Below are 26143 nucleotides of genomic sequence, written 5' to 3'. Positions count from 1 at the left end.
AGCCCCGAGGACCTCGCTGCCGAGGTGGCGCGCGCCACCGGGCCGCGTTCCCCGCTGCTCTGGCCGCTGCGCGTCGCGGGCTGGGCGGCGGCGCGCGGCATCGGCCGCATGATGTTCGACCTGCGCGCCACCGGCACGGAGACGGTGCCGCGCCGGGGGGCCTTCGTGATCGTCGCCAACCATGTCAGCGACCTCGACCCCGGCCTGGTTGCCGCCGCCCTGCCCTTCGCCGCGGCGCGGCGCCTGTGGTGGAGCGGGGCGGTGGAGCGGCTCTTCGGCAATGCGCTCGCGCGCGGCTTCGCCCACACCTTCCAGGTCTTCCCGGTCGAGGAACGGATGCCCGCCCAGGCCGTGGCGATGGCGCGCGCGGTCCTCTCGCGTGGCGAGGGGCTGGTCTGGTTCCCGGAATCCTGGCGTTCGCCGGACGGGCGGCTGCAGCGCTTCCTGCCGGGGATCGGCGTGGTGCTGGACGGAATGCCGGATGTGACGGTCGTTCCGGCGCACATCTCCGGCGCCTTCGAGGCGATGCCGCGCGATGCCCGCCTGCCGCGCCGCCACCCCGTCCGCATCGCCTTCGGCGCGCCGGTGCAGGTCCGCGACCTCGCCGTGGCGGGCGAGGACCCGCGGCAGCGCGCGGAGCGGATGGCCGAGGCGCTGCAGGGGCTGGTCGCCGCGCTCGTTCCGGATAGCCACTGACCGCCGGAGCGCCTATGTGGCCGGATAGCCGGCCGCGGGTTTCGCGGCCCCGGCCGGGTGGTGTAAGCGGCCCCGGCAAGCTGGAGAATGCGGATGGGCCGCCGGACCAAGGTCATCCTGGGCATCCTCGCCGGCATCCCGGTGCTGGCACTGGCTGCGGCCGTGCTGGTGGTGCCGATGGTCGAACTGGGGCCGATGGCGGCCGGGCACGCCACGGCGGCGCTCGGGCGGCCCGTGACGATCGGCAGCCTGCGGGTCTCCCCGGGCCTGTCCCTCGGCGTCGAGGTGCGGGAGGCCCGCCTCGCCAATATCGACGGCGGCAGCCGCCCGGCCATGGCGGAGGTCGGAAGCCTGAACGCCACGCTCGACCTGCTGCCGCTGCTGCGGGGCGAGGTGGTGCTCCGCCGCGCGGCGATCGACGGTTTCACCCTCTACCTCGAACGCGCCGCTGACTGGCGCGCCAACTGGCATTTCGGCGAGCGGCCCGCCGCGCCTGCAACGCCGCCCGACCGCAGCGGCCTGCCGATGGTCCATGACCTGCGCCTCGCGCGCAGCGAGATCGTGTTCCGCACCAGCAGCGGGAAGGAGTTGCGGGCCCGGCTCGACAGCACCGCGGTCACCGCGACCGCACCGGACCAGCCGGCGCGGATGACGGTCTCCGGCAGCTACGGCGGCGTGCCGGTGGCGCTGGAGGCCGTGCTCGGCAGCATCGCGACGCTGCGCGACGCGAGCATCCCCTTCCCGATCGAGATGCGCGCGACCTCCCGTGCGGAAACGGTGGTGGAATTCCTGGGCACCGCGACCGACCCGCTGAACGTGGATGGTGCGGAAGGCCGGATCCGGGTCTCCGCGGCGACGCCGGAGGCGATCCTCGGCATGGCCGGGGCGGGCGGGACGGATGTGCCGCCGGTGCCGGTCGCGCTCGCCGGCCAGGTGATGCGCAACGGCGACCTCTGGCGCCTGACGGCGGTCGAGGGCACGCTGGACGGTGCGCCCTTCACCGCGCCGGTCATCGAACTCACCGAGGGCAGCCGCGGGCGGCCGGATGCCGTCGTCGTCGCCTTCGAGTTCACGCGCCTCGACGTCAACCGCATCCTGGGCGCGCGCCCGCCTTCCGGCAGCCAGGAGAGTGGCGACGCCGACCTGCCGCTGATCGTGCCCGAGATGCCCGACCCGCTGCTGCGCGCCGACCTCGCCGCGCAGGAGCTCATCTACGCGCGGCTGCACGCGAGGGATGCGCGGCTGAAGGCCGAGATGGCGCCCGGACGGATCACGGTCGAGACGCTGGCGCTGGCCGCCTTCGGCGCCCGTTTCGATGCCTCGGGAGAACTGCTGCCGGCCCGGGGCGGTGGTGCGGCGGTCACCGCGGCAGCGCGGATGACGCAAGGCGATATCGACACGCTGCGCCGCGCCTTCCGCCTGCCGGCGCTGCCACTCGCCGGGCGGCTCGAGGCGCATGCCGCCGTCGCCGCCGAGGCGGCCACGCTGAACGCCGCGACGGCCGGCGCGCGCATCTCGGTGGTGGCGGCCATGACCAGCGGCAGCATCGCGCGGGAGGTCATCGAGATGGCCTCCACCGACGTCCGCGCTCTGTTCCGCACCTCGCGCGGCATGACCCGCGTCTCCTGCCTGCTCGCCGCGGTGGATGTCCGCGCCGGGCGCGGGGAGGCATCGCCGGTGCGCATCCGCGCCGGGACCGGGACGATCAGCGGCCTCGCCAGCTTCGACCTCAACCGGGAATGGTTGGATCTCGTGATCGGCAGCCAGAGGGAGACGACGCATTTCTTCGCCCTCGACATACCGGTGCGGGTGAGCGGGTCCTTCTCCAACCCTGACATCCTGCCGGCGCAGTGGTCGCGCTCGGCCCGCGCCCGGATGGAAAGCGGTGCCACGGCACCCCTGCCGCCGGACCTGCGTGACACCGCGCGCCGCAACCCCTGCTATTCGGACCGCAGCTCGCGGCGCTGACGACGGGACCAGACACCACCCCATGCTGTTCAATTCCCAGGCGCTGATCCTCGGCCTGCTGCCGCTCGCCCTCGCCGGCTGGTACCTGGCGCCGACGCGCGTGGCCCGGCAGGTCTGGGTCGTGCTTGCCTCCCTGGTGTTCTACGCCTTCTGGGACCTGCGCTTCGTGCCCGTTCTGGTCGGGCTGACGCTGCTGAACTGGCTGGTGGCGCGGGCGCATGCGGGCAATCCGCGCGGCTGGTGGGCGGATCTCGGCATCGCCATGAACCTCGGCGTGCTCGGCTGGGTGAAATACGCGAACTTCGTCGCCGACAACGTCGCCTGGATCCTCGGCGGGCGGCACGAGCAGTGGAACATCATCCTGCCGCTCGGCGTGTCCTTCTACGTGTTCCAGAAGGTCTCCTACCTGATCGACCTCAAGCGCGGGCAGGCGAAGACCTACAGGCTTTCGGACTTCTTCCTCTTCGTCACCTTCTTCCCGCAGCTCGTGGCCGGGCCGTTGGTGCGGCACAACGAGGTGATCTGGCAGTTCGCGCTCGACCCTCGCCGGCCGGAAATGGCGGAAAACCTGGCGCGCGGCTTCGTGCTCTTCACCATCGGGCTGGTGAAGAAGGTGGCCATCGCCGACACGGTCGCGCCGGTGGCGGATGCCATCTTCGGCCGCGCAGCGGGGGTGGAGGCGCTGGGCGCGGGCGACGCCTGGCTCGGGACGCTCGCCTACACGCTGCAGATCTATTTCGATTTCTCGGGCTATTCGGACATGGCGCTCGGCCTCGCGATGATGTTCGGGCTGCGGCTGCCGGCGAATTTCGACGCGCCGTATCGGTCCGCCTCCATCCGCGAGTTCTGGCGGCGCTGGCACATGACGCTGTCGCGCTTCCTGCGGGACTACCTCTACGTCCCGATGGGCGGGAACCGCGCGGGGGCGGCGCGGCAGGCGGTGAACGTGATCGTCACCATGTTGCTCGGCGGGTTGTGGCACGGCGCGGCCTGGACCTTCGTGGCCTGGGGCGGGCTGCACGGCATCGCGCTCGCGGTGAACGGCGCCTGGGCGCGCGCGGGGCTGCGCATGCCGTGGGTTCTCGGCTGGGCGCTAACGATGCTCTTCGTGATGGTGGGCTGGGTGCTGTTCCGCGCGCCGGACTTCGCCACCGCGGCGCGGATGCTCGGCACCATGGCGGGTGGCCCCTGGACGGGCGGCGCCTTCGCGATGGACACGACGCAGACCGTCGCGCTGCTGGGGGGCTGTGTGGCCGCGGTGTTCGGCCCGGCCTCGCAGACCTTCGCGCTGGAACGCCTGCGCGCCATGCCCTGGGTCGGCGCCACCGCCGGCGTGGTGCTGTTTCTGATGCTGCTGCTGATCGGCGGACGGGTCCCGAATGAGTTCATCTACTTCCAGTTCTGAGGCCCCCGCCACCTGGGCGCGCTTCCTGCGGCTGCTGTTGCTGTTCGCGGCGGTGCCGGCAGCGATCGCCTACGCCTTCATCGCGCTGGTCGATCCCTGGGGGATGCTGCCGCTCTCGCTGCCGCTGCAACGCGAGACGGTCACCACGAACCAGCGCTTTTCCTACCCGATGCTCGCGCGCGACCAGCGCTTCGATTCCGTGGTGGTGGGCACATCCACCAGCCGGCTACTCCGCCCCGCGCAATTGAACGAAGCCTTCGGCTCGCACTTCGCCAACCTGTCGATGAACAGCGGCACGGCGTGGGAGCAGTCGCAGGTCCTTGCGCTCTTCATGCGCAGCCATGCGGCGCCGCGCGTCGTCATGGTCGGGCTCGACAAGGAATGGTGCGAGAGCGGCCCGCTACGCCGCCTGACGCCGCGGCCGTTCCCGGAATGGATGTACGGCGACAACCTCTGGCGCGGTTATGCCGAGATCATGAACCCCTTCGCGGCAGAGGAAGCGGGCAAGCAGGCTTTGGCCATGCTGCGCCTGGCGAAGCCGCGCTACGGGCGCGACGGCTTTGCGGATTTCCTGCCGCGCGACTCGCGCTACGACCCGGCGCGCGCGGCGCGGTTGCTGGTGCCGCCGCCCGCTACGCCCGCGGTCGAAGCGCCTTCATTCGACTTCCCGCAGCACGCGCTGCTTGCCGAACGCCTCGCGGCCCTGCCGGCGGCGACGCGGGCGGTCCTGTTCTTCGTGCCCTACCATGTCTCGCTGCAGCCCCCGCCCGGCACGCTGGACGGGCAGCGCATGGCGGCCTGCCGGGCGGCGATCACCGCGATCGCGCGCGCCCGGCCCGGCACGGCGCTGGCGGACTTCATGATCCCGAGCCCCATCACGCGCGAGGACACCCATTACTGGGACCCCCTGCATTACCGCGTCGGCATCGCCGACCGGCTGGCGCGCGGCCTGGCCGAGGCGGCGGCGGGGCGCACCTCGCCCGAGGGCGACTTCGTTCTGCTGGTGCCGCCGGGCGCCCATTGATCCCGCGCCGCTGCCATCGCAGGCTGCGTGCCCCACTGCGGAGAAGCGTTCATGGCCGACACCCTGGTATTTCCCGGCAATGTCGAATGGTCGGGCGAGAACCCCGGCATCTCGCTGAAGGAGGACCCGGCGGGGCCCTTCACGACCCTCGCCTCCTTCTTCCGCGTCGTGCTGTCGCCGCATGGCCGCGGACATGCGCTGGTGCTGATGCTCTCCCCGCAGGAGGCGGCGCCGCCTGCCGACCGGCCGAATGTCTGCCTGACGGACAATGAGGCGCTCGCGCGCTGGCTGGTCGATGGCTACGTCTCGCATTTCGGGGCCTGGCGCGGGCTGCCGGGACTGGCCGGGCTGCAGTACCGGAAGCTCGACAGCGTGAAGACCAGCGGCGACGCGATCTCGACCTACAGCGAGACGGTGCGCGCGGGCGACATGACCGTGGCGCTGACCTGGTCGGGCCTCGGCAAGCCCTTCTGCTTCGCCCTGCCGCCGGAGAACTCGGCGACCGGGAAGCACCACATGCCGAGCCTTTTCGTCGGCTGCGAGACGGCGACCGTCACGGTGAACGGCCGCATGCAGCCCGGAGCGCCCATCCCGCGCGAGGTCGCGGGGCAGCGCATCTCGACCGCGATGCTGGCCTTCTCGGAAACCTGGATCCGCGCCTGAGCGTGCATGAGGGGCGCACCGAGGTGCGCCCTTCGTCGTACTCGGCGGATACGAGCGGTCCGATGTCCTGACCTGCGAAGCTGGGCGGGGCCGCGCATGCGGCCCGCCTGCAATCCGGCGAAGCTCCCGGCCGGAGGCCGCGCCCGGCGGCTGAGGGCAGGAAGACGCATACCGGCGGCCAATGAAACTGGCCGCCGGTATCAGTCCTCTTTCGCGGCCTGTTCCAGCCGGTACGCGTGGGCGGGGTAGGAACCGAGGATGCGGAACTCGCGTGAGAAGAATTCCAGTTCCTCGAAGGCGCGCGCCAGCGCCGGGCTGTCCGGGTGGCCGTCCACGTCGCACAGGAACTGCGTCGCGGAGAAATGCCCCTCGAGCATGTAGGATTCCAGCTTCGTCATGTTGACCCCGTTGGTCGCGAAGCCGCCGAGCGCCTTGTAGAGCGCGGCCGGGATGTTGCGGACGCGGAAGACGAAGGTGGTGACGGTGTCGGGCGCATCGACCGGCGGGTCGCGGCGCTCCCGCGCCATGACATAGAAGCGCGTGGTGTTGTGCGCCTCGTCCTCGACGTTCCGCTTCAGGATCTCGAGGCCGTAGATCTCGGCGGCGAGTTCGGAGGCAATGGCCGCGTCCTCGATGCCGCCGCGCTCGGCGATCAGGTGGGCGGCACCGGCGGTGTCGGCTTCGATCACGGGCTGGAGCTTCATCTCCTTCAGCAGCCGCAGCACCTGGCCGAGGGCGACCGGATGGCTGTGCGCCCGCTTCACCGTGGCGAGCGTCGCGCCCCTGGGCGCGAGCAGGCAGTGCTCGACGCGCTGGAAGTGCTCGCCCACCACGAACAGGGCGCTGTCCGGCAGCATGCGGTGGATGTCCGGCACGCGACCGGCGAGCGAGTTCTCGCAGGGCAGCATGGCGAGGTCGCAGCGGCCCTCGCGCAATGCTTCCATCGCCGCCTCGAAGGACGGGCAGGGCAGCGTCGCCCAGCCCGGATAGGCGGCGCGGCAGGCCAGGTCCGAATAGGCGCCGGGCAGGCCCTGGAAGGCGATGGTCTTGTTGGGCATCGGTGCGTCCGTTCAGCGGGCCAGCATGGCGCGCGCGCGTTCAAGGTCATGCGGCGTGTCCACGCCGAAGGGGCCATGATCCACCCGCGCGGCGGCAATCCACATGCCGGCTTCCAGCGCGCGGAGCTGTTCGAGCTTCTCGCGCAGCTCCAGCGGGCTGGCGGGCAGGGAGACGAAGCGGTCCAGCGCTGCGCGGCGATAGGCGTAGACGCCGATGTGGTGCCAGCGCGGCCCCTCCCCCCACGGAATCGGCAGGCGGGAGAAATAGAGCGCCGGCGCGACGCGCGAATCGCCCTCGAAGGCGCAGGCGCATTTGACGAAGGACGAGGTATTCGCCTCCTCCTCGTTCGCGATCGGGCAGACCAGGGTGCCGATGTCCACCGCGGGGTCGGCCAGGGGTTCCAGCACGGCGCGCAGGGTCTCGGGGGCGATGGTGGGGAAGTCGCCCTGCAGGTTCACCACGACGTCGTAGCGGCCCTCGGGGTCCAGCGCCGCCATGGCGCGCTGCACGCGGTCGGTGCCGGAGGGTACGTCCTCGGCCACCAGGACGGCCTCGGCGCCGGCGGCGCGGGCGGCGGCGGCGATCTCGGATTCCCCGGCGGCGACGGCCACGGGGCCGATGCCGGCTTCCCGCGCGCGGTCGAGCACATGGGCGATCATCGGGCGTCCATGGATGTCCGCCAGCGGCTTGCCGGGAAGGCGGGTGGCCGCCATGCGGGCCGGGATGACGAGGATGGGGCGCAAGAAGGCGGCTCCGGCTGCTTGTCGGGCGGGAAGTCGGGCACTATGGTCCGGCGCGTTTGTAGGCAAGGGCAGCGGGGGGCGCAAACGCGCCGGACGCGGCTCCGTTCCTGTGTGCGGTACGAAGGGCCCTGATCGGCATGGCTAATCTGGAAGGCAACAAGATCGTCGCGGCGGTGCTGACCGCCGGCATCACCTTCGCCGTCGCGGGCGTGATCGGCCGGCAGCTGGTGCACCCGACCATGCCGCACCAGGCCGCGATCGCCGTGGGTGGCGAGGCACCGGCCCAGGCGGCCGCACCGGCCGCGGCCCCAACGCTGGAGCCGATCACGCCGCTGCTGGCCAATGCCAACGTGCAGAACGGCCAGACCCTGGCGCAGCGCCAGTGCGCGTCCTGCCACACCTTCAACGAGGGTGGGCGCAACGGCGTCGGGCCGAACCTCGCCGGCATCGTCGGCGCGAAGCACGCCCATGCGGACGGCTTCAACTACTCCGGCGCCATCCGCGGCATGGCGGACAAGCCCTGGACCTACGAGGAACTGAACGCCTGGATCGCGAGCCCGCGCACCTATGCGCCGGGCAACCGCATGTCCTTCGGCGGCATGGCGAATGCGTCGCAGCGGGCGGACCTGATCGCATACCTGCGTTCGATCTCCCCGAACGCGCCCGCGCCCTGATCCCGGACGCCTGCATCGCCGCCGCGGAAGACGCGGCGGAGGCGGCGGGGGCGGTCATCCGCCCCCTCTTCCGCTCGGCCCTGCTGGTCGAGGCGAAGGGTGACGCGAGCCCCGTCACCCGCGCCGACAAGGAAGCCGAGGAGGCGATTCGCGCCCTGATCGCCGCCCGCTTCCCCGACCACGGCGTGATCGGGGAGGAACACGGCGCCGACCGCCCCGACGCCGAATGGGTCTGGGTGGTGGACCCGATCGACGGGACCCGCGCCTTCGTCACCGGGCGGCCGCTCTTCGGCAGCCTGATCGGGCTGCTGCACCGGGGCGTGCCCGTGCTCGGCATCATCGACCAGCCGGTGACCGGCGAGCGCTGGATCGGCGTGGCCGGGCAGCCCACGCGCTTCCGCGCGCCGCTCGGTGGCGTGCCGGCCTGCCGCCCCTGCGCGCGCGTGGGCGAGGCCGAGCTTTCCTGCACCAGCCCCGACATGTTCCTGCCGGCCGACAAGCCCGGCTTCGAGCGCCTGCGCGGCGCCGCCCGCCGCGTGACCTGGGGCGGGGACTGCTATTCCTACGGGCTGCTGGCCCTGGGTCTGGTGGACATCGTGGTGGATGCCACGATGAAGATCTGGGACTGGGCCGCCCTGGTCCCGGTGATCGAAGGCGCCGGCGGCCGCGTCACCGGCTGGCGGGGTGAAGCCCTGACGATGCAGGCCGATGGCCGTGTCCTCGCCGTGGGCGACCCGGCCCTGCTGCCCGAGGCCGTGTCGCTTCTCACCGAACGGTAAGGGCGGGGACGTTGCCCCGCGGGGGTCTAGCCCCCATCCTGCGCACCATGCAGCGACGTGACATCCTGGCGCTCGGCGCCCTGGCCGCCCTTCCCAGCCACGCCCGCGCCGTGGTGCCCGCCGGCGGGGACAGGCCAGGCGAGGTGGTGCGCACCCATGCGCTCTCTCTGCTGGCCCCGCCGAGCCTGCCGGCGGATTTCCCGCACTGGCCCTGGGCCAACCCGAATGCGCCGAAGGGGGGCGAGGTCGTGCTGGCGCGCCTCGGCGCCTTCGACAGCTTCAATCCCTACATCCTGCGTGGCACGCCCGATATCGGCGTCGGGCTGATCTACGACTCGCTGATGGCCGGCAACCCGGACGAGGCGACGGCCGAATACGGCCATGTCGCCGAGACGGTGGAACTCCCGGCCGACCGCAAGGGCGTGACCTTCGAGTTGCGCGCGGCCGCGCGCTGGCACGACGGCAGGCCGATGACGGCCGAGGACGTCGTCTTCTCCTTCAACGCGCTGCGCACCCATGGCCGGCCCTTCTTCCGCGCCTATTGGGCCGATGTCACCGAGGTGGTGGCCGAAGGCCCGCGCCGCGTCACCTTCCGCTTCCGCAGCGCGGACAACCGGGAACTCGCGCAGATCCTCGGCGACCTGCCGATCCTGCCCAAGCACTGGTGGGAAGGGCGCGACTTCGCCCGGCCCTCGCTCGACGTGCCGCTGGGGTCCGGGCCCTATCGCCTCGAACGCTTCGAGCCGAGCCGCAGCGTCGTGTACCGCCGCGTGGACGACTACTGGGCGCGCGACCTCGGCGTGCGGCGCGGCCTGAACAACTTCGACACCATCCGCTACGAGTACTTCCGCGACACCACCGTCGCCTTCGAGGCCTTCAAGGCCGCCCAGACCGACTTCCGCCAGGAGAACGTCGCCCGCGACTGGGCCACCGGCTACGACTTCCCCGCGGCGCGGCGGAACCTCGTGAAGCGGGAGGAGATCCCGCACGAGATCCCCACCGGCATGCAGTGCTTCGCGGTGAACCTGCGCCGACCGCTATTCCAGGACGCCCGCGTGCGGCGCGCGCTGATCGAGGTCTTCGACTTCGAGTGGATGAACACGAACCTCTTCTACGGGGCCTATACGCGGACCTCGTCCTACTTCTCGAATTCCGACTTTGCCGCGCGCGGCCTGCCGGAAGGCCGCGAGAAGGCGATCCTCGAGGGCTTCCGCGGCCGCATCCCCGGGACAGTCTTCACGGAGGAGTACAAGCTCCCGGTCACCGACGGCTCCGGCAACAACCGGGACGGCGCGCGCCGCGCGCTCGCCCTGCTGCGGGAGGCGGGCTGGACCGTGCGCGAGCGCCGCCTGGTGAATGCCCAGGGCCGGCCCTTCGAGTTCGAGATCCTGCTCCAGGGCGCGACCTTCGAGCGCGTGGCCCTGCCCTACGTGCAGTGGCTGGAGCGGCTGGGCATCTCCGCGCGCGTGCGGACCGTGGACCCGGCGCAGTACCAGGTGCGCATCGACGCCTTCGACTACGACATGACGGTGGAAAGCATGGGCCAGGGCTTCTCCCCGGGGAACGAGCAGCGCGACTACTGGACCAGCGCCAAGGCCCGGGAGAATGGCAGCCAGAACGTCGCCGGCATCGCCGACCCGGCGGTCGACGAGCTGGTGGAACTCGTGGTCGGCGCGCCGGACCACGAGGAACTGGTCGCCCGCACCCGCGCGCTGGACCGCGTGCTGCAGCACAACAACTTCGTCATCCCGCACTGGCACAGCCGCACCTTCCGCATCGCCTTCTGGGACAAGTTCGGCCGGCCGGAGCGCAACCCGCGCTACGGCCTCGGCTTCCCCGGCGCCTGGTGGATCGACCCGGCGCGGGAACGCGCACTGGCCGAAGCGCGGCGCGCGTAGGCGCGGCATGGGGGCGTACCTTTTCCGCCGGCTGCTGCTGGTGGTGCCGACGCTGCTCGGCATCATCATCATCAACTTCGCCGTCGTGCAGTTCGCGCCAGGCGGGCCGGTCGAGCAGATGCTCGCGGAACTGCGCGGACAGGGGCAGACCCTCGGCCGCATCACAGGTGAAGGCGGCGGCGAGGTGCGCACGCGCAATGCCGCCGAGGCCCGCGGCACGGCAGGCGGAAGCGAAGGCCCGGTCGGCGCATATCGCGGCGCGCAGGGCCTCGACCCCGCCATCGTCGCCGAGATCGAGCGCGCCTTCGGCTTCGACAAGCCGGCGACGACGCGCTTCGTCGAGATGATGACCGGCTACCTGACCTTCGACTTCGGGCGATCCCTGTTCCGCGACCGGCCGGTGGTGGAACTGCTCGTCGAGAAGATGCCCGTCTCCATCTCGCTCGGCCTGTGGTCCACGCTGATCATCTACCTGGTGTCCATTCCGCTCGGCATCCGCAAGGCGGTGCAGGACGGGTCGCGCTTCGACGTCGCCACATCGGGCGTCGTGCTGGTGGGCTATGCGATCCCGGGCTTCCTATTCGCCATCCTGCTCGTCGTGTTCCTGGCCGGAGGGTCCTTCCTGCAATGGTTCCCGCTGCGCGGGCTCCTGAGCCCCGGCGCGGACACCCTGCCCTTCTGGCAGCGTGCGCTGGACTACGCCTGGCACATGGCCTTGCCGACGCTGACGATGGTCATCGGCGGCTTCGCCGGGCTGACCATGCTGACCAAGAACGCCTTCCTCGACGAGATCGGCAAGCAATACACCGTCACCGCGCGCGCCAAGGGCAACACGGAAGGGCGCATCCTCTACGGACACATCTTCCGCAACGCGATGCTGCTCATCATCGCGGGGTTTCCCGCGGCCTTCATCAGCATCCTGTTCACCGGGGCGCTGTTGACGGAAATCGTGTTCTCGCTCGACGGGCTCGGGCTGCTCGGCTTCGAAAGCGCGATCCGGCGCGACTACCCGGTGATGTTCGCGACGCTCTACATCTTCACGCTGCTCGGGCTGGTCATGCAGATCGTGGGGGACTTCACCTACACCCTCGTGGACCCGCGCATCGACTTCGAGGCGCGGCGGTGATGCGGGGGGCGGTCGTGGCGCTGCGCGCGCCGCGGGAGGGCTCTGCCCTCCCGCACCCACCCGCCAGGGGCCTAAGGGCCCTTGGAACCCGATACTTGGCCGGTTGGGAGGAGGGGCGCCGAGCGCGCTCCCGGCCCGGCGGTCGCTTCGAGCCCCTCCTCCCAACCGGCCAATTCATGGTGTCCAGAGGCCTTTCGGCCTTTGGCGGGGGGTGCAGGGGGGCAGCGCCCCCCTGCGGCGGAGCAGCCCCATGACGCTCTCCCCCCTCACCCGCCGGCGCCTCGCCAATTTCCGCGCCAATCGGCGTGGCTACTGGTCGCTCGTGATCTTCGGCTTCCTGTTCTTCGTGACGCTTTTCGCGGAGTTCATCGCGAATGACCGCCCCCTGGTCGCGAAGGTGGACGGTCGCTGGTTCGTGCCGGTGCTGACGGACTATGCCGAGAGCGACGTGATCGAGGACGGCCTGCCGACGCTGGCGGACTGGCACGACCGCGGCTTCCGGGAGGAGTTCGAGGCCAAGGGCGGCTGGATGGCCTGGCCCTTGGTGCCCTATTCCTACCGGACCGTGGTGCGGGATATCGGGCGGCCGGCGCCCTCCCCGCCCTCCGCGCAGAACTGGCTCGGCACGGACGACCAGGCGCGGGACGTGTTGGCGCGCGTCATCTACGGCTTCCGCATCTCGGTGCTGTTTGGCTTCTCGCTGACGATCGTGAGTTCCGTCGTCGGCATCACGGCAGGCGCGGTGCAGGGCTTCTATGGCGGGCTGACGGACCTGCTGTTCCAGAGGTTCATCGAGATCTGGTCGGGGATGCCGCAGCTCTACCTGCTCATCATCCTGGCCAGCGTGATCGAACCCACCTTCTGGGTGCTGCTGATCTTCCTGCTTCTGTTCTCCTGGATGGGGCTCACCGGCGTGGTGCGCGCGGAATTCCTGCGCGGGCGCAACTTCGACTATGTGCGCGCGGCGAAGGCGCTCGGCGTGTCGGATCCGGTGGTGATGTTCCGCCATATCCTGCCGAATGCGATGGTGGCGACGCTGACCTTCCTGCCCTTCATCCTCAGCGGATCGGTGACGGTGCTGGCGAGCCTCGACTTCCTCGGCTTCGGCCTGCCGCCGGGCTCGCCCTCGCTGGGCGAGTTGGTGAACCAGGGCAAGAACAACCTGACCGCGCCGTGGCTGGCGATGACGGGCTTCGTCGTGCTGGGCGGGATGCTGACGCTGCTGATCTTCGTGGGGGAGGCGGTGCGCGACGCCTTCGACCCGCGCAAGCTGCCGGGGGGCTCGCGCTGATGCCGTTGCTGGAGGTCGAGAACCTGGCCGTTGCCTTCCGCGGCAAGCGCGTGGTGGAGGGCGTCTCCTTCGCCGTCGAACGTGGCGAGACGGTCGCGCTGGTCGGTGAATCCGGCTCCGGGAAGTCGGTCACCGCCCTGTCCTGTCTGCGGCTCCTGCCGGGCGCGGGCGGCAATCCGGAAGGGCGCATCGCCCTGGACGGCACCGAGGTGCTGACGGCACCCGATGCCGAATTGCTCCGCCTGCGCGGCGGGGTGGCGGGCATGGTGTTCCAGGAACCGATGACCTCGCTCAACCCGCTGCATACGGTGGAGCGCCAGGTCTCCGAGGCGATCACGCTGCACCAGCCGCTGGCGAATGCGGCGCTGCGGGCGCGCGTCATCGAACTCCTCCGCCGCGCGGGCTTCCCGAATGCGGAGGATCGCCTCGGCGCCTATCCGCACCAGTTGTCCGGCGGCCAGCGGCAGCGCGTGATGATCGCGGCCGCGCTCGCCAACGACCCGAAGCTGCTGATCGCGGACGAGCCGACCACCGCGCTCGACGTCACCATCCAGGCGCAGATCCTGGAACTGCTGGAACAGCTCAAGCGCGACCTCGGCATGGCGCTGCTGCTCATCACCCACGACCTCAACATCGTGAAGAAGCACGCCGACAGCGTGGTGGTGATGAAGGACGGGCGCGCGGTCGAACAGGGCCGCGTCGCCGAGGTCTTCGCCGCGCCGTCCCACGCCTACACGCGCATGCTGCTGGCGACCGAGCCGCGCGGCCAGCCCGCGCCCGTCGCCGACGGCGCGCCCGAGATCATGCACGGCGACGCGGTGCAGGTCCGCTTCCCCATCCGCCGCGGCCTGATGCGCCGTGTCGTCGCCGAGGTGAAGGCGGTGGACGGTGTCTCGGTCGCGGTCAGGGAAGGCGAGACGGTCGGGGTGGTCGGAGAATCCGGCTCGGGCAAGACGACGCTCGGCCTCGCCCTGCTGCGGCTGGAGGACAGCGCCGGCGCAATACGCTTCGAGGGAACGCCGATCCAGGGCCTGGGCCGCGCCGCGCTGCGCCCGCTGCGCCGGCGCATGCAGATCGTCTTCCAGGACCCCTTCGGCGCGCTTTCCCCGCGCATGAGCGTGGGCGACATCGTCGGCGAGGGCCTCGCCGTCCACGAACCCGGCCTGACGCGCGCGCAACGTGCGGCCGCGGTGGCGACGGCGCTGGAGGAGGTCGGCCTCGAACCCGGCATGGCCGAGCGCTACCCGCATGAATTCTCCGGCGGCCAGCGTCAGCGCATCGCCATCGCGCGCGCGCTGGTGCTCAAGCCGCGCTTCCTGGTGCTGGACGAACCGACCTCGGCGCTCGATGTCAGCGTGCAGGCGCAGGTGGTGGAACTGCTGCGCGCATTGCAGACGAAGCACCGGCTCGCCTACCTCTTCATCTCGCACGACCTCCGGGTGGTGCGGGCCATGGCGCACCGGATCATCGTGCTGAAGGATGGCAGGGTGGTGGAGGAAGGCGCGGCCGACCAGGTTGTCGCCGCCCCCCGGGAAGCCTACACCCGCGCCCTGATGGCCGCGGCATTCGACCTGCGGTCCGCGGAGGCGCCGGGGTTGCGGACGTGAACGAACTCGAACGCCTCAAGGCATTGCTGGACGCCGACCAGGTCAAGCTCGGCATCCATATCCGCCGGATGAATTCGCCCGGCTCGCCGGTCTATCGCTCCTGGGAGAATGTCTGGCCGGCGGGGCTGATCCTCGCCCTCTCCTTCCTCGCGCTGAGATGGGGTGGCGCGCCCCTGGAGGCGCTCGGCATCGGGCAGGGCGGCGCCTGGGCCGGCACCATCGTGCTGGCCATCGGCTGCTGGTGGTGGTTCTACAAGGTCATGCCGAAGGTGAAGGACGGTGTCTTCGAGCGCACCGCCGCCTTCGCATTGCAATCCCCGGCCCATTTCGACGCGCTGTGGTCGAAGGGGGTGCTGAGCCTCTACGCGAAGGCGCCGGACGGAACGGAGCGCGCGGCGACGCGCAAGGACGACTGGCGCGGCTTCGTCACCGCGGTCGATGAACTGCTGAAGGAAACGCGCTGATGGCGGTGCTGCTCTCCACCAAGGCCCACACCATGCAGGACTGGAAGGCGGCGCTGCTCGCCGTCGATCCGTCGCTGGAGATCCGCCTGTTTCCCGATGCCGGGGAACCGGCGGAGATCGAGGCGGCCGTGGTCTGGACCGCGCACGACATGATGGAGCTGCGACGCTATCCCAATCTGCGCCTCATCGTTTCCATGGGCGCGGGCGTCGATCACCTCTTCCGCCCGCCTGGGCCGCCGCCGGGCGTGCCCGTCGCGCGGCTGGTGGACACGCGGCTGACCCAGGGCATGACGGAATGGGTGCTGCTGAACGTGCTGCGCTTCCACCGGCAGGACCCGGAATACCGCGCCCAGCAGGCGGAGAAGGTCTGGTACGAACTGCCCGCGCCCGAGACCTCCGCGCGGCACGTCGGCATCCTCGGCCTGGGTGAGCTCGGCAGCGACGCGGCACGTGCGCTGCGGGCGCTGGGCTTCCCGGTCCTGGGCTGGTCGCGCCGCCCCAAGGCGATGGACGGCGTCGAGACCTTCCACGGCGCCGAGGGCCTCATGGCGATGGCCGCCAAGGCCGACATCCTGGTCTGCCTGCTGCCGCTGACGCCTGACACGCGCGGCGTGCTGGACGCGCGCCTGATCGGCGCCATGAAGCCCGGCAGCTACGTGATCAACGCCGCACGCGGCGGGCACATGGTGGCGACGGATGTGCTGGCGGCGCTCGATTCCGGCCATCTGGCCGGCGCCGCGCTCGATGTCTTCGAACCGGAGCCGCTGCCGGCGGAAAGCCCCTTCTGGGCGCATCCGAAGGTGATCCTGACGCCGCACGCGGCGAGCATCACCATCCCTTCCAGCGCCGCGCCGCAGGTGGTGGAGAACATCCACCGCGCCCGCGACGGGCGGCCGCTGGTCAACCTGGTGGACTTCTCGGCCGGCTACTGACGCCGGCCGGCCACCAGGCCGGGTCGCGGCGAGGACGGCACGGGGCCGTCCTCGCACGCCATCCCGTCACACCACGCGCAGGGCGGGCTCGGGGCTGGCGGGGGCGGCGAGCACGCGCGCATCGCCGGTCGACTTGGTCGCTTCCACCATGATGCCGCGCAGGTCGTGCAGGAAGGTCGTGCCCTTCGTCGTGCGCTGCACGAGCACGCTGCGGCGGTCGGCCGGGTCCACCTTGCGGCGGGCCAGGTCGAGCTCGCCGAGGCGGTCGAGCGCCCGCGTGATCGCCGGCTTGGAGACGTTGAGGTCGGCGGCGAGCCCGCGGACCGTGTGCGGCCCCTCGCTGAGATAGACGGTCAGCAGCACGGCGAGCTGGCGGGCGGAGAGGTCGGGCCCGTCGCCACGCACCAGCGCGACGATCGTCTCGCGCAGGATGCCGATCTGCTGATCCGGGTTGTTCGTGTTGGTCATTCTGTTTCTTCCTTCATGGGAAATCGGGGCGGGCACGGCCGCCAATTCGTTCCGAACGCGACTCACAATAGTGATCCGCGGTTCAGCCGCCTTGGGGCGGCGGGGAAACTCGACAAAACTTTACAATCGCCGCGTGCAGGGCCCGGGCGCACTGGGCTTCGCCGCCTTCCGGGCGTCCCGGACGTGTCGAATCGTTCCATCCGTAGAGATCGAGATGCGCCCACGGGATTCCGGCGGGCACGAATCGGCGCAGGAACAGGGCGGCCACGACGGCGCCGGCCATCGGCTTCGACGACACGTTGGACAGGTCCGCGAAGGGGCTGTCCAACCAGGAATCGTAGCCCTGGTGCAGCGGCAGCCGCCACATCGGGTCGTGCGCCTCCGCCCCGGCGGCCAGCAGGCGGTCGGCCAGCGCGTCGTCGGTGCAGAACAGGGCGGGCAAATCGGGACCCAGCGCCACCCGCGCCGCGCCCGTGAGGGTGGCGCAGTCGATGATCATCGCGGGTGACTGCTCGGCGGCGAAGGCGAGCAGGTCGCACAGCACGAGTCGGCCCTCGGCGTCGGTATTGCCGACCTCGACCTTCAGGCCCTTGCGGGTGCGCAGCACGTCCATCGGCCGCATGGCGGTGCCGGACACGGCGTTCTCCACCGCGCCGACGAGCACCAGCAACCGCACCGGCAGGTTGCTGCGCATGACCATCTCGGCCACCGCGAGCACCACTGCCGCGCCGCCCATGTCCTTCTTCATGCGCAGCATGCCCGCGGGCGGCTTGAGGTCGAGGCCGCCGGTGTCGAAGCAGACCCCCTTGCCGCAGAGCGCAATCAGCGGCCCATCCTCGGCCCCCGCCCAACGCAGCACGGCGACGCGCGGAGCCCGCGGGCTGCCACCGCCGACCGCCGCGACGGCCGGGAAGCCCTGCTCGAGCGAAGCCCCCGCCACGATCTCGCAGGTGCCGCCATGGCGGGCGGCGAGCGTGCTCACCGCCTCAGCGAGTTCCTCCGGGCCAAGGTCCGCCGCGGGCGCGTTGACCAGGTCTCGGGCGGCGCAGATCGCCTCCGCCACCATCACGGCGGTGGCGGCATCGGCCCCTTCCGGGATCTCGAGCAGCGCAGGTGCCGGACCGGACGCCTTGTGCCGCCGCGGGCGGTAGGCGCCGAGCGCCCAGCCCAGCACCGCCGCCGCGGAGTCCTGCGGGCCAGCCGCCAGTCGCCAGGCGGTGCCGGAAGGAAGGCCGCGCGCCAGGCCGCCGAAGGCCCAGGGGCCGTCATCGGCACCGATGCCGACGACGGCACCGGCCAAGCCCTCCGCGCCTGGGATCAGGGCGAATTCGCCAGGCTTCGCCGCGAAGCCGGCAGCGCGCAGGAAGGCCGCGGCCGCGGCCGGCAGCCCATCAGCGAAAATGCCGAGGCCTTCGGCCCGAACGGCATGCAGCGGCAAGGCACCCGGAGCCCTGCCGGTCAGCCCTTCGAGCATCATTCTCTCCAAACAGCGTCACGCCGGATGGCGCGAATTAACGCGAATTTCACGATAGCTTTTGCTCCGCAGGCTCAACGGAATCCAACCGGTCCATTACGCAAGAGCGATATGCATTCGCTGCAACGCATTCAGGGTTGCCGAATGCGGCGGGATCGATGCGCCGCTCAGCGCGGCTCGAGCGACACCGGCGCGGCCGGCCTCCGGAACTCGCGTCCGGGGCCTCGCGCCGCCTGGTCAGGCGTCGCCATGGCACGCAGCGGCTGCGCCCCCGTCAGGAGGCCGCGCGCGAGGGCCTCGGCCACACAGGCGTAGCCGCGGTCGTTGTGGTGCAGCCCGTCGGAGACGAGCAGCGCGTCGTTCGGAATGCCTGCCGCGGCCAGCGCATCCATCAGCGCGCCACGGGAAAACAGGGAGACGCCCGGAAGCGTGGCGGCTGCCTCGGCGACCACGGCGTCATACGCCTCGTGTCCCGGCCGGGCGGCGATGCGGGGCGCGCGCTGATTGTCCATCAGGACGACGTGGATGCCCTCGCGGCGCAGGCGGGCGAGGCCCTCGAACAGGTAGGCCCTGAACCTGGCGGGATCCATCCGGCGCAGCGCCGCGTTCGCGCCGGCCTGCCAGATGACGAGGTCCGGCCGCTCCGCGATCACGTCGGCATCCATCCGGCCGATCATGTTGGCGACGTCCTCGCCGCCGGCACCGCGGTTCATCACCGTGACGGTCACGTTCGGCAGGCCCCGGCGCAACAGGGTTTCGAGCCGGGACGGATAGGCACGCCACGGCAGGCTCGCCCCCGCCCCGGCGGTGGAGGAGGAACCGAACGCCACGATGCGAACCGCCCCCCCGTGCATCGCCGCCTCGGCGAGACGCGGCACCGCGATCGCCGGCCGCGGCACCACCGGGCAGGCACCGGGTTCGGAGGCCGCCGCCGCCGTGCCGGCCGGCACGGCAAGCAGCAGGAAGGCGACGAGACGGAGCTGCCGCAGGATCACGCCGCGTGCAACGCCCTGATGACGCGATCGAGGCCGGCCTTCCATTCCGGAAGCGCCACGCCGAAGGTCGCGGCCAGCCTGGAGGTGTCGAGCCGGCCATCCGCGGGGCGCACCGCCTTGGTCGGGTAGTCCGAGGTCCCGATGGCATGCACCTTGGGTCGCGGCCCGCCGAAGGGGGCGGCGGCGGCGAAGATCGCCTCGGCGAAGGCGTGCCAGGTGGTGGAGCCGGTCGCAACGGCATGGAAGACGCCGCGATAGGCGTCCTGCCAGCCGGTGTCGCGCATCCGGGCCAGCACGCCGGCGATGGCATCCGCGAGGTCCGGCGCCGCTGTCGGGCTGCCGTGCTGGTCCGCCACCACGCGCAGTTCCGGCCGCGCGGCGCCGACGCGCAGCATGGTGCGGACGAAGTTGCTGCCCATCGGCGCGAAGACCCAGGCGGTGCGCAGCACCGTCGTCCGCGCATTGCCGGCGAGCGCCGCCCATTCCCCCGCCAGCTTGGTCCGCCCGTAGGCGCCGAGCGGGTTGGGCGCGTCATCCTCGGTGTAGGGCGCGCCCTTGCGGCCGTCGAAGACGTAGTCGGTCGAGATCTGGATCAGCGGGATGCCGAGCGCCGCGCAGTGCCGCGCGACCATCGCCGGGCCCAGCGCATTGGCGCGGAAGGCGGCGGCCTCGTCGTCCTCGGCGGCATCGACGGCGGTCCAGGCGGCGCAGTTCACCACTGCCTCGGGCCGCGCCGCAGCGAAGGCGGCGGCGACGGTCTCGGGCTGGTCGAACTCGAATTCGGGCTGGCCGAAGAGGATCGGTTCGAAGCCCCGCGCCGGGAGGGCGGCCTCAAGGCCCGTGGCGAGCTGCCCGCCGCGGCCGGTGACGAGGATCCGCCGCATCACCAGGATCCCTGCGGGAAGGGCGGCGGGATCTCGGCCAGGCGCGGCGCGTTGCGGTCCTTGTCGGAGAGGATGACGCTGCCGGCATCGACCGGCCAGGCGATGCCGAGCGCCGGGTCGTCCCAGGCGATGCCGGCATCCGTGGCGCGGTCGTAGTAGGCGTCGGTCTTGTAGAGCACCTCGGTATCCGGCTCGAGCGTGACATAGCCGTGGGCGAAGCCCCGCGGCACCCACATCTGCCGCCAGTTCGCCGCGCTGAGCTCCATCGCGACGTGCTGCCCGTAGGTGGGCGAACCCTGGCGGATATCCACCGCCACGTCCAGGATGGCGCCGCGCGCGACGCGCACCAGCTTGCCCTGCGCCGAGGGTGGCCGCTGGAAGTGCAGCCCGCGCAGCACGCCCTTCTGCGCGGAGAAGGCGTGGTTGTCCTGCACGAAGTCGGCGTCGAAACCCTGCGCGGCGAGGGCGCGGCGCGACCACACCTCGCTGAAGAAGCCGCGCGCGTCGCCGTGGCGAAGGGGTTCGATCAGCAGGACGTCGGGGACGGCGCAGCGTTCGACCTTCACGCGTGCTTCCCCTTCGCCAGATCGACGAGGTAGGCGCCATAGGCCGTCTTGCCGAGCGCCCTGCCCTGCTTCAGCAGCGCGTCGGCATCGATGAAGCCCATGCGGAAGGCGATCTCCTCCGGGCAGCCGACCTGCAGGCCCTGGCGTTCCTGCACGGTCTCGACGAAGGTCGCCGCCTGCAGCAGCGAGCCCGGCGTGCCGGCGTCGAGCCAAGCGCAGCCGCGGCCGAGCTGTTCCGCCCGCAGCGCACCGAGGTCGAGATAGACCTTGTTCAGGTCCGTGATTTCAAGCTCCCCGCGCGCCGAGGGCTTGAGGTCGTGGGCGAGCTGCGTGACGCGCCTGTCGTAGAAGTAGAGACCGATCACCGCCCAGTCGGATTTGGGCTTCGCGGGCTTCTCCTCGAGCGAGAGGACGCGGCCCTCGGCGTCGAATTCCGCCACGCCGTAGCGTTCGGGGTCGGCCACGCGGTAGCCGAAGACGGTCGCCTCGCCGGCCTCAGCGCGGCGCGCGGCGGCGCGGAGCTGCTCCACCAGGCCATGGCCGTAGATGATGTTGTCCCCGAGTGCGAGGGCGCAGGGCTCGCCCGCGATCCAGTCCGCGCCGATGTGGAAGGCCTGGGCGATGCCCTCGGGCTTCGGCTGTTCGGCATAGGTGATCGTCACGCCGAACTGGGAGCCGTCGCCGAGCAGCCGCTTGAACTGCGGCAGGTCGGCCGGGGTGGAGATCAGCAGGATGTCGCGGATCCCCGCCAGCATCAGCGTGCCGAGCGGGTAATAGACCATCGGCTTGTCGTAGACCGGCAGCAGTTGCTTGGACGCCGCCAGCGTCATCGGATGCAGCCGCGTGCCGGACCCACCGGCCAGCAATATGCCCTTCATGCCTTCACCCCACCCAGGCGCTGGCCCGCGTAGCGCTTGTCCCGGATCGGGCGCCACCAGGCTTCGTTGTCGAGATACCAGGCGATGGTCTGCGCCAGGCCGGATTCGAAATCATGCTTCGCCCGCCAGCCGAGCGCCTTCTCGGCGCCGGACGGGTCCATGGCGTAGCGGAAGTCGTGGCCGGGACGGTCCTTCACGTAGGTAATCAGCCGCTCCCGCGGGCCCGCAGGATCGGGACGCAGCCGGTCGAGCGTCGCGCAGATGGCGCGGACGACTTCGAGATTCGTGCGTTCCTGCCGCGGGCCAAGACAGTAGGTCGCGCCGGGCTGGCCGCGGAACAGGGCGAGGCAGAGCGCCTCCGCATGGTCCTCGACATGGATCCAGTCGCGGATGTTGGAGCCGTCGCCATAGACCGGCAGGGTGCGGCCCTCCAGCGCGTTCAGCGTCACCAGCGGGATCAGCTTCTCGGGGAACTGCCAGGGACCGTAGTTGTTCGTCGTGTTGGAGATGAAATTCGGCATCCCGTAGGTGTGCTGCCAGGCGCGGACCAGATGGTCGGACCCCGCCTTGGAGGCCGAATAGGGGCTGCGCGGATCGTAGCGCGTATTCTCGTCGAAGGGCGGTTCGTCACGGCTTTCGAGGGAGCCGAAGACCTCGTCGGTCGAAACGTGGTGGAAGCGGAAATCGGCCTTCGCGGCGCCTTCCAGCGAAGCCCAATATTCGCGCGCCGCCTCCAGCAGCACCTGGGTGCCGACGACATTGGTGCGGATGAACTCGGCCGGGCCGTCGATCGAGCGATCGACATGGCTCTCGGCCGCGAGATGCATGACGCGCGACGGGCGGTGCTTCGCGAAGACCTCCCGCATCGCCGCCGCGTCGCAGATGTCCGCGCGGAGATGGATGTGCCGCGGGCTGCGCAGCCAGTCGCCGAGGCTCTCGGGGCTCGCCGCATAGGTCATGCGGTCGACGTTCACCACCACCTCGTCGGTGGTGGCGAGCAGCCGGCGCACCACCGCCGAGCCGATGAAGCCCAGGCCGCCAGTGATCAGGAGGGTCATGCCAAGCGTGTCCACGGGTCCGGAATGAAGAAGGCGAGGATCTAGGGCAGAATAGCGGCAGCATCCAGGCAGGCGACCCGTCTTCGTTGCATTGCACAAAATGCCACACGGGCGGGAGGCGCTCCGGTCGCCCGGCCGATCATCGCCGCAGCGTTCCCTGGTCGAGGAACCAGCGGTAGGTGCTCTCGAGCCCTTCGCGGAAGCCGATCCGCGCCCGCCAGCCCATCGCCGCGAGCCGGGCGACGTCCATCCGCTTTCGAAACGCCCCGTCCGGCCTGGTGGTGTCCCATGCGATCCGGCCGGCGAAGCCGGTGATCCGGGCGATCTCCTGCGCCAGTTCGGCGATGGCCATGTCCGTGCCGGTGCCGATGTTCAGGTGGCCTTCCCCCGAATAGTGCCGCAACAGGAAGGCGCAGGCATCCGCCACATCGTCCACGTGCATGAACTCGCGGCGCGGCCTGCCGCTGCCCCAGCAGGTCACGACCTCCGTCCCTTCGCGTGCCGCGGCGTGGAATCGCTGCAGCAGCGCCGGGATGACGTGACTGCGTTCCGGGTGGAAATAGTCGCCGGGGCCGTAGAGGTTGCACGGCATGGCGGAGATGTAGTCGCGCCCGTATTGCCGCCGGTAGGCCTGGCACAGCTTGATGCCGGCGATCTTGGCCACCGCATACCATTGGTTCGTGGGCTCGAGCGGGCCGGTCAGCAGCGCGTCCTCGGTGATCGGGTTCGTCGCCTCGCGCGGGTAGATGCAGGAGGAGCCGAGGAAGAGCAGGCGGTTCACCCCGGTGCGGTGCGCCGCTTCCACCAGGTTCGCCTCGATCATCAGGTTGTCGTAGAGGAATTCGGCCGGCAGCGTGTCGTTGGCGAGCACGCCGCCGACCTTGGCCGCGGCGACCAGCACCGCGTCGGGACGGGCTTCCGCCATGAAGGCCTCGACCTCCGCCTGGCGGCGCAGGTCCACCCGGGACCGATCGGCGGTGACGACCGCGCAGCCCTCCGCTTCCAGGCGCCGCACGCAGGCCGAGCCGACCATGCCGCGATGGCCGGCGACGTAGACTCGAGCGCCGCGCAGCGGAAAGATCTCGGCGAGGGGTTCAGCCACGGTTGCCCTGGCCCGCCTGCGCCGGCGCCTCGTCCCGCATCAGGGCGATGTCGCTCGCGACCATCTCCGCGACCAGGTCCGGTAGCGCGACCTTGTGCGACCAGCCAAGCACCCGGCGTGCCTTGGCCGCATTGCCGATCAGGAGATCCACCTCGGTCGGGCGGAAGTATTCGGGGTCGATGCGCACGACCACGCGGCCGGAGGCCCGGTCGATGCCGACCTCATCGGCCCCGTCGCCGCGCCAATCCAGCGTCATGCCGGCCTCGGCGAAGGCGAGCTCGGCGAAGCGGCGAACCGTATGCGTCTTCCCGGTCGCGAGCACGTAGTCGTCTGGCGTCTCCTGCTGGAGGATGCGCCACATGCCTTCCACGAAGTCGCGCGCATGGCCCCAGTCACGCTGCGCATCGAGGTTGCCGAGCCAGAGGCAATCCTGCTTCCCGAGGCTGATCGCCGCGACCGCGCGGGTGATCTTGCGGGTGACGAAGGTCTCGCCGCGGCGCGGGCTCTCGTGGTTGAACAGCACGCCGTTCGACGCGTGCAGCCCGTAGGCCTCGCGATAATTCACCACGATCCAGTAGGCGTAGAGCTTCGCCACGCCATAGGGGCTGCGCGGGTAGAAGGGCGTCGTCTCGTCCTGCGGCACGGCCTGCACCTTGCCGTAGAGCTCGCTGGTCGAGGCCTGGTAGAAGCGCGTGCGCTTTTCCATGCCGAGGATGCGAATGGCCTCGAGCAGGCGCAGCGTGCCGAGCGCATCCGAATTCGCGGTGTATTCCGGCGTCTCGAAGGAGACGGCGACATGGCTCTGGGCGCCAAGGTTGTAGATCTCGTCCGGCTGCACCTCGGCGAGGATGCGGATCAGGTTGGTCGCATCGGTCAGGTCGCCGTAGTGCAGGAAGAAGCCGACGCCCGGTTCGTGCAGGTCCCGGTAGAGATGATCCACCCGGCCGGTGTTGAAGGAGGAGGACCGGCGCTTGATGCCGTGGACGATGTAGCCCTTGGCCAGCAGCAGCTCGGCCAGGTAGGAGCCGTCCTGCCCGGTGATACCGGTGATCAGGGCGACCTTGCGGCGATCCGACATCCTGTTCCATCCATGTTGCGCGACCCCCCGGCGGGGCGCGCGGGCCCGCCGGCCCTGGTGTCTAGCAGCGGCATTCGGATGGCGGAAGGATGGGGCCGGAGGCCGAGGATCCGGCCGGCGCAACACCCCTGACGCGAATTGCTGCGATACCCGCGCCCGCCACGGGGCGCCGCTCGCCAGCGGATGGTCCGCGCCGCCGAGGATATGCGCGGCGAGGATATCCCGTGCCGCGGCGCTTGATCGGCGCCTGCGGCCCCCCTAGCGTCGCGACCAGAAGCCGCCGCACGGCCAAAGCAAGTCCAGGGAAGGGAGAACGCCCATGCGATCGCATATCGGACGCCGGTCCGCCATGACGGCTGCTGCCGCCGCGCTGGCCGCACCCGCCATCCCCGCACGGGCCCAGGCGCGCCGGCGCATCCGGTTCACCGCCGTCTTCTCCGACCAGGACATCCGTGCCGAGGCGATGCGCGGCTTCCAGCGCGACCTCGCCTCCGACTTCGACGTCGAGCTGCACCTGAACGCGACGCTGTTCCGCCAGGGGACGGAGCTCGTCGCCATCCAGCGCGGCAATGTCGAGATGGCGAACCTCGCGCCGCAGGACCTCTCGCGCCAGATCCCGGCCTGGTCGGTGATGGCTTCCGCCTACCTGTTCCGTGACGCCGACCACATGCGCAAGGTGTTCGACGGGGAGATCGGGCGCGAGTTCAACCGCATGGCGCGGGACCAGCTCAACGTCCATGTGCTCGGCCCGCTCTATTTCGGCACGCGGCACGTCAACCTGCGGCCGCGCAAGCGCATCAGCACGCCGGCCGACATGGCGGGGATGAAGCTGCGCATGCCGCCGGGAGAGACCTGGCAGTTCCTCGGCGAGGCGCTTGGCGCCAACCCGACCCCCGTGGCCTTCGCGGAACTCTACACGGCGCTGCAATCCGGCACGGTGGACGGGCAGGACAACCCGCTGCCGACCAGCCGCACCATGCGCTTCCACGAGGTGACGACGCAGTTCGTGCTGACCAGCCACCTGGTCGCCTACGACCTGCTCTCCATCTCCACCCGCTTTTGGGACGGGCTGGCCCAGGCACAACGGGACGCCATCCAGGCCGCGGTGAACAAGGCGATCGACCAGAGCACGCAGCGCCACCTCGCGCAGGAACAGGAGATGGTCACCTTCTTCCGCTCCCAGGGGCTCGAGGTCTATGAGCCCGACGTCGCCGCCTTCCGTGCCGAGGCGCAGCGCCGCTACCTCGCCTCCCCGCAGTCGCAGGGCTGGCCGGCGGGAATCCTCGACCGCATCGCCGCGGTGCGCTGATC

At 70.9% G+C, this 26143-nt stretch carries 25 protein-coding genes; 14 read left to right on the top strand and 11 right to left on the bottom strand.

Annotated features, from left to right (window positions below; genetic code table 11):
• The 5 genes from GXW76_RS09550 to GXW76_RS09530 all read left to right on the top strand — a co-directional run.
• Positions 1 to 696: lysophospholipid acyltransferase family protein (locus GXW76_RS09550; protein ID WP_211861782.1), on the top strand; the 696-nt coding region annotated here is incomplete at its 5' end.
• Positions 697 to 789: 93 nt separating this feature from the next.
• Positions 790 to 2664, top strand: coding sequence for an AsmA family protein (locus GXW76_RS09545; protein ID WP_211861781.1), 1875 nt, complete (start codon positions 790 to 792; stop codon positions 2662 to 2664).
• A 22-nt stretch (positions 2665 to 2686) separates the two neighbouring features.
• Positions 2687 to 4069, top strand: coding sequence for an MBOAT family O-acyltransferase (locus tag GXW76_RS09540; RefSeq protein WP_211861780.1), 1383 nt, complete (start codon positions 2687 to 2689; stop codon positions 4067 to 4069).
• A complete protein-coding gene (locus GXW76_RS09535; RefSeq protein ID WP_211861779.1) occupies positions 4044 to 5093 on the top strand; it encodes a hypothetical protein in 1050 nt (349 codons plus the stop codon). The genes GXW76_RS09540 and GXW76_RS09535 overlap by 26 nt, the downstream gene beginning before the upstream one ends.
• Before the next feature lie 51 nt (positions 5094 to 5144).
• Positions 5145 to 5756 (top strand): hypothetical protein, encoded by a 612-nt coding sequence (locus tag GXW76_RS09530; RefSeq protein ID WP_211861778.1) that lies wholly within the window; start codon positions 5145 to 5147, stop codon positions 5754 to 5756.
• Between the two features lie 200 nt (positions 5757 to 5956).
• Here GXW76_RS09530 and GXW76_RS09525 read toward each other — a convergent pair whose 3' ends face one another.
• Positions 5957 to 6814 (bottom strand): prephenate dehydratase, encoded by an 858-nt coding sequence (locus GXW76_RS09525; RefSeq protein WP_211861777.1) that lies wholly within the window; start codon positions 6812 to 6814, stop codon positions 5957 to 5959.
• Positions 6815 to 6826: 12 nt separating this feature from the next.
• Positions 6827 to 7558: a 3-deoxy-manno-octulosonate cytidylyltransferase gene (locus tag GXW76_RS09520; RefSeq protein WP_211861776.1), complete on the bottom strand. Its 732-nt coding sequence runs from the start codon at positions 7556 to 7558 to the stop codon at positions 6827 to 6829.
• Between the two features lie 137 nt (positions 7559 to 7695).
• Between GXW76_RS09520 and GXW76_RS09515 the strand changes: the two genes are divergently transcribed.
• The 8 genes from GXW76_RS09515 (at position 7696) to GXW76_RS09480 (ending at position 16329) form a co-directional block, all read left to right on the top strand.
• Positions 7696 to 8232, top strand: coding sequence for a c-type cytochrome (locus GXW76_RS09515; protein ID WP_211861775.1), 537 nt, complete (start codon positions 7696 to 7698; stop codon positions 8230 to 8232).
• The gene (gene hisN, locus GXW76_RS09510) at positions 8229 to 9011 is read left to right on the top strand and encodes a histidinol-phosphatase (RefSeq protein ID WP_211861784.1); all 783 of its coding nucleotides are present in this window, start codon (positions 8229 to 8231) and stop codon (positions 9009 to 9011) included. The genes GXW76_RS09515 and hisN overlap by 4 nt, the downstream gene beginning before the upstream one ends.
• 47 nt (positions 9012 to 9058) lie before the next feature.
• On the top strand, positions 9059 to 10909 hold the full coding sequence (locus GXW76_RS09505; protein ID WP_211861774.1) for an extracellular solute-binding protein: 1851 nt from the start codon (positions 9059 to 9061) through the stop codon (positions 10907 to 10909).
• A 7-nt stretch (positions 10910 to 10916) separates the two neighbouring features.
• On the top strand, positions 10917 to 12035 hold the full coding sequence (locus GXW76_RS09500; RefSeq protein WP_211861773.1) for a microcin C ABC transporter permease YejB: 1119 nt from the start codon (positions 10917 to 10919) through the stop codon (positions 12033 to 12035).
• A 250-nt stretch (positions 12036 to 12285) separates the two neighbouring features.
• On the top strand, positions 12286 to 13326 hold the full coding sequence (locus GXW76_RS09495) for an ABC transporter permease (RefSeq protein ID WP_211861772.1): 1041 nt from the start codon (positions 12286 to 12288) through the stop codon (positions 13324 to 13326).
• Positions 13326 to 14933: an ABC transporter ATP-binding protein gene (locus GXW76_RS09490; protein ID WP_211861771.1), complete on the top strand. Its 1608-nt coding sequence runs from the start codon at positions 13326 to 13328 to the stop codon at positions 14931 to 14933. Before GXW76_RS09495 ends, GXW76_RS09490 begins: the two co-directional genes overlap by 1 nt.
• Positions 14930 to 15397: a hypothetical protein gene (locus GXW76_RS09485; protein WP_211861770.1), complete on the top strand. Its 468-nt coding sequence runs from the start codon at positions 14930 to 14932 to the stop codon at positions 15395 to 15397. The genes GXW76_RS09490 and GXW76_RS09485 overlap by 4 nt, the downstream gene beginning before the upstream one ends.
• Positions 15397 to 16329 (top strand): 2-hydroxyacid dehydrogenase, encoded by a 933-nt coding sequence (locus GXW76_RS09480; RefSeq protein WP_211861769.1) that lies wholly within the window; start codon positions 15397 to 15399, stop codon positions 16327 to 16329. The genes GXW76_RS09485 and GXW76_RS09480 overlap by 1 nt, the downstream gene beginning before the upstream one ends.
• 66 nt (positions 16330 to 16395) lie before the next feature.
• On the opposite strand, the gene GXW76_RS09475 is transcribed toward GXW76_RS09480, so the two are convergent.
• From GXW76_RS09475 to gmd, 9 genes are all read right to left on the bottom strand, one after another.
• On the bottom strand, positions 16396 to 16797 hold the full coding sequence (locus GXW76_RS09475) for a MarR family transcriptional regulator (protein WP_211861768.1): 402 nt from the start codon (positions 16795 to 16797) through the stop codon (positions 16396 to 16398).
• 82 nt (positions 16798 to 16879) lie between these two features.
• On the bottom strand, positions 16880 to 18274 hold the full coding sequence (locus GXW76_RS09470) for a leucyl aminopeptidase family protein (RefSeq protein WP_211861767.1): 1395 nt from the start codon (positions 18272 to 18274) through the stop codon (positions 16880 to 16882).
• 164 nt (positions 18275 to 18438) lie between these two features.
• On the bottom strand, positions 18439 to 19266 hold the full coding sequence (locus tag GXW76_RS09465) for an SGNH/GDSL hydrolase family protein (RefSeq protein ID WP_211861766.1): 828 nt from the start codon (positions 19264 to 19266) through the stop codon (positions 18439 to 18441).
• On the bottom strand, positions 19263 to 20150 hold the full coding sequence (gene rfbD, locus GXW76_RS09460; RefSeq protein ID WP_211861765.1) for a dTDP-4-dehydrorhamnose reductase: 888 nt from the start codon (positions 20148 to 20150) through the stop codon (positions 19263 to 19265). The genes GXW76_RS09465 and rfbD overlap by 4 nt, the downstream gene beginning before the upstream one ends.
• Positions 20150 to 20716 (bottom strand): dTDP-4-dehydrorhamnose 3,5-epimerase, encoded by a 567-nt coding sequence (rfbC, locus tag GXW76_RS09455; protein ID WP_211861764.1) that lies wholly within the window; start codon positions 20714 to 20716, stop codon positions 20150 to 20152. The genes rfbD and rfbC overlap by 1 nt, the downstream gene beginning before the upstream one ends.
• The gene (gene rfbA, locus GXW76_RS09450) at positions 20713 to 21594 is read right to left on the bottom strand and encodes a glucose-1-phosphate thymidylyltransferase RfbA (protein ID WP_211861763.1); all 882 of its coding nucleotides are present in this window, start codon (positions 21592 to 21594) and stop codon (positions 20713 to 20715) included. Before rfbA ends, rfbC begins: the two co-directional genes overlap by 4 nt.
• Positions 21591 to 22652: a dTDP-glucose 4,6-dehydratase gene (gene rfbB, locus GXW76_RS09445; protein ID WP_211861762.1), complete on the bottom strand. Its 1062-nt coding sequence runs from the start codon at positions 22650 to 22652 to the stop codon at positions 21591 to 21593. The genes rfbA and rfbB overlap by 4 nt, the downstream gene beginning before the upstream one ends.
• Positions 22653 to 22791: 139 nt before the next feature.
• Positions 22792 to 23754, bottom strand: a complete 963-nt coding sequence (gene fcl / locus GXW76_RS09440; protein ID WP_338150920.1) for a GDP-L-fucose synthase — start codon at positions 23752 to 23754, stop codon at positions 22792 to 22794.
• Positions 23747 to 24832, bottom strand: a complete 1086-nt coding sequence (gene gmd, locus GXW76_RS09435; protein WP_211861761.1) for a GDP-mannose 4,6-dehydratase — start codon at positions 24830 to 24832, stop codon at positions 23747 to 23749. Before gmd ends, fcl begins: the two co-directional genes overlap by 8 nt.
• Before the next feature lie 319 nt (positions 24833 to 25151).
• On the opposite strand from gmd, the gene dctP reads away from it, so the two are divergent.
• The gene (gene dctP / locus GXW76_RS09430) at positions 25152 to 26141 is read left to right on the top strand and encodes a TRAP transporter substrate-binding protein DctP (protein WP_211861760.1); all 990 of its coding nucleotides are present in this window, start codon (positions 25152 to 25154) and stop codon (positions 26139 to 26141) included.
• The last annotated feature ends 2 nt before the right edge of the window (positions 26142 to 26143 follow it).

It is taken from the genome of Neoroseomonas soli (assembly GCF_018129065.1).
Taxonomy (GTDB): Bacteria; Pseudomonadota; Alphaproteobacteria; order Acetobacterales; family Acetobacteraceae; genus Neoroseomonas; species Neoroseomonas soli.
This window is presented reverse-complemented; position numbering and strand designations above follow the sequence as displayed.

Bases quoted from the DNA above. Each gene is read 5' to 3' on its own strand.
- rfbD (WP_211861765.1), bottom strand. From the start codon at position 20,150: ATGCGGCGGATCCTCGTCACCGGCCGCGGCGGGCAGCTCGCCACGGGC.
- GXW76_RS09540 (WP_211861780.1), top strand. From the start codon at position 2,687: ATGCTGTTCAATTCCCAGGCGCTGATCCTCGGCCTGCTGCCGCTCGCC.
- GXW76_RS09545 (WP_211861781.1), top strand. From the start codon at position 790: ATGGGCCGCCGGACCAAGGTCATCCTGGGCATCCTCGCCGGCATCCCG.
- GXW76_RS09480 (WP_211861769.1), top strand. From the start codon at position 15,397: ATGGCGGTGCTGCTCTCCACCAAGGCCCACACCATGCAGGACTGGAAG.
- GXW76_RS09525 (WP_211861777.1), bottom strand. From the start codon at position 6,814: ATGCCCAACAAGACCATCGCCTTCCAGGGCCTGCCCGGCGCCTATTCG.
- dctP (WP_211861760.1), top strand. From the start codon at position 25,152: ATGCGATCGCATATCGGACGCCGGTCCGCCATGACGGCTGCTGCCGCC.
- GXW76_RS09495 (WP_211861772.1), top strand. From the start codon at position 12,286: ATGACGCTCTCCCCCCTCACCCGCCGGCGCCTCGCCAATTTCCGCGCC.
- gmd (WP_211861761.1), bottom strand. From the start codon at position 24,832: ATGTCGGATCGCCGCAAGGTCGCCCTGATCACCGGTATCACCGGGCAG.
- GXW76_RS09515 (WP_211861775.1), top strand. From the start codon at position 7,696: ATGGCTAATCTGGAAGGCAACAAGATCGTCGCGGCGGTGCTGACCGCC.
- GXW76_RS09490 (WP_211861771.1), top strand. From the start codon at position 13,326: ATGCCGTTGCTGGAGGTCGAGAACCTGGCCGTTGCCTTCCGCGGCAAG.
- rfbA (WP_211861763.1), bottom strand. From the start codon at position 21,594: ATGAAGGGCATATTGCTGGCCGGTGGGTCCGGCACGCGGCTGCATCCG.
- GXW76_RS09470 (WP_211861767.1), bottom strand. From the start codon at position 18,274: ATGATGCTCGAAGGGCTGACCGGCAGGGCTCCGGGTGCCTTGCCGCTG.
- rfbB (WP_211861762.1), bottom strand. From the start codon at position 22,652: ATGACCCTCCTGATCACTGGCGGCCTGGGCTTCATCGGCTCGGCGGTG.
- GXW76_RS09500 (WP_211861773.1), top strand. From the start codon at position 10,917: ATGGGGGCGTACCTTTTCCGCCGGCTGCTGCTGGTGGTGCCGACGCTG.
- GXW76_RS09475 (WP_211861768.1), bottom strand. From the start codon at position 16,797: ATGACCAACACGAACAACCCGGATCAGCAGATCGGCATCCTGCGCGAG.
- GXW76_RS09505 (WP_211861774.1), top strand. From the start codon at position 9,059: ATGCAGCGACGTGACATCCTGGCGCTCGGCGCCCTGGCCGCCCTTCCC.
- GXW76_RS09535 (WP_211861779.1), top strand. From the start codon at position 4,044: ATGAGTTCATCTACTTCCAGTTCTGAGGCCCCCGCCACCTGGGCGCGC.
- GXW76_RS09530 (WP_211861778.1), top strand. From the start codon at position 5,145: ATGGCCGACACCCTGGTATTTCCCGGCAATGTCGAATGGTCGGGCGAG.